The 2,021-nt window shown below is 52.2% G+C and carries 3 protein-coding genes; all 3 read left to right on the top strand.

Annotated elements, in window-relative coordinates; genetic code table 11:
• On the top strand, window positions 1-520 hold a 520-nt coding region (locus tag BLW97_RS11345), incomplete at its 5' end, for a heterodisulfide reductase-related iron-sulfur binding cluster (RefSeq protein WP_242947799.1).
• Between the two features lie 99 nt (window positions 521-619).
• Window positions 620-1,339: a 4Fe-4S dicluster domain-containing protein gene (locus BLW97_RS11340; RefSeq protein WP_075323209.1), complete on the top strand. Its 720-nt coding sequence runs from the start codon at window positions 620-622 to the stop codon at window positions 1,337-1,339.
• On the top strand, window positions 1,332-2,021 hold a 690-nt coding region (locus BLW97_RS11335), incomplete at its 3' end, for a CoB--CoM heterodisulfide reductase iron-sulfur subunit B family protein (protein ID WP_075323208.1). The genes BLW97_RS11340 and BLW97_RS11335, both read left to right, overlap by 8 nt.

Here is a 2,021-nt window from a genome sequence, read left to right as displayed (position 1 = left end):
TCTCGGTGGCAACCGCACGGCCGTTGGCACCTCGGTCGCGCAGGCGCTGGGAGCCCAGGTCATCGACTACTCCACTTGGTATGACTGCTGTGGCTTTGGCTTCCGGCACATCATCTCCGAGCGCGAATTCACCCGCAGCTTCACCATGAATCGCAAGATCAAGGTCGCCCGGGAAGAAGCCAACGCCGACGTCATGATTGGCATCGACACCGGCTGTATCACCACCATGGACAAGAACCAGTGGATCGGCAAGGCCCATGACATGAACTACAGCATCCCGATCATTGCAGACGTGCAGCTGGCCGCCCTGGCCTGTGGCGCTGATCCCTTCAAGATCGTCCAGCTCCAGTGGCATGCTTCACCCTGTGAAGATCTGGTGGAAAAAATGGGCATCAGCTGGGACAAGGCCAAAGCCGACTTCCAGGAATACCTCAAACAGGTCGAGCAGGGAAATGTGGAATACCTCTACAACCCCGAACTCGCCACTAACCAACATATCAACATGAAAGCGGGCGCTTAAAAAATTCTCGCTCATCGGTATTCACAGGATGTACGGGCAATAGCAGATTGCTTTGTGCATTTAGACTTTGGCGTGATGAATTAGGGTTTAGGAGCAGCTATGGCTATTCATGAAAAAACACTGATCGATCCAGATCGGATTTTACAGCACGACCATCTGGTAGTGGACGGAGTGGATGTTTCAGGGTCCTGGAACACGATGATTACTCCTCGTACACTCACCGACTATGATGAAAATTTCGAAAAAATCATTCAGAGCTACAGCGGTGGCGAGAATGTACATCGTTGTTGGCAGTGCGGTTCCTGCACCAACTCCTGCACCATGTACGCCCAGAACGTGGACTTCAATCCCCGTTACTGGATTTATCTGATTCGTCTGGGCCTGAAGGCCGAGTTGATGAAAGATAAAGACATCATCTGGCAGTGCGTGTCCTGTAACAAGTGCACCAACATTTGCCCCAAGGACGTGCGTCCTGAAGGCGTCATGAAAGCCACCGCACACTGGATGGAAGATAATGGGCTGACCCCCAAGACCCTTTCCACCCACTTTGACGAAGAATTCACCCATCAGTGTATTGAGTTTGGTCGCATTGAAGATACCGAAGTCATGATGGGTTTTTACAAGCGTTCCAATCAGCCTCTGGTTCAGGACTGGATAATTGAATTCGGAAAGCGGCTGTCCAAGGGTTTGCCTTTGGGGCAGTTGGCGAAAATGGGCTTGAATTTTGTTTTCCGTCCGAAAACCAAGTCCTGGGGCAAGACCGGAGAAGTACTCGCAGAATACGTGAAAGCACAGAAGGAGGCCGCTCATCATGGCTAAGGTTGCATATTATCCGGGTTGTGCGCTGGAAGGTTCCGGCGGCCCCTACGACAAGTCCACGCGCGTTCTGGTCAAGGAACTTGGCCTGCAGATGGAAAACCTCGAAGACTACAACTGTTGCGGCGCCATGGAGGTGAAGAATATCCACCCCATGCTGCAGACCTACATGTCCGCACGCAATCTGGCCATTGCCAGCAAATTGCAGGGTTGTGATACGGTGATGGCCCCTTGCAACGGTTGTTACCGCAATCTGAAGCAGACGGAATATGAATGTGCCACTTCCGAAGAGACCATGAAGACGGTTCAGGATCTGGCCGACAAATCCGGCGATCCGGTATACGACGGTGATGTACGGACGTTGCATGCTCTGGAATGGTTCATGGAAGAAGTCGGTCCTGATGGCATCAAGAGCAAGGTCAAGAAAAGTCTGAACGGTCTGAAAATAGCCAATTATTATGGCTGTATGTACACCCGTCCCCGGCAGATTTTTCCGGAAAAAGATCAGGGTCCCGGCTCTGAATCCAGCTATGCCCCGCATTTTATGGACGACCTGCTCAATGCAGCGGGTGCCGTAGCCGTAGACTTTCCCTTGAAAACCGCTTGCTGTGGTGGTGCGCATACGCTTTCTGATTCGGATACCTCCACGCAGTTGGTGTTGAACATCCTCCAGGCAGCCGAAGAT

Source organism: Acidithiobacillus albertensis (assembly GCF_001931655.1).
Classification (GTDB): domain Bacteria; phylum Pseudomonadota; class Gammaproteobacteria; order Acidithiobacillales; family Acidithiobacillaceae; genus Acidithiobacillus; species Acidithiobacillus thiooxidans.
Note: the sequence above shows the minus strand (reverse complement) of the source record. Positions and strands in the feature narration are given on the sequence as shown.

What these genes read in the sequence shown, in the direction of transcription:
- BLW97_RS11340 (WP_075323209.1), top strand. Translation starts at nt 620, where the DNA reads ATGGCTATTCATGAAAAAACACTGATCGATCCAGATCGGATTTTACAG.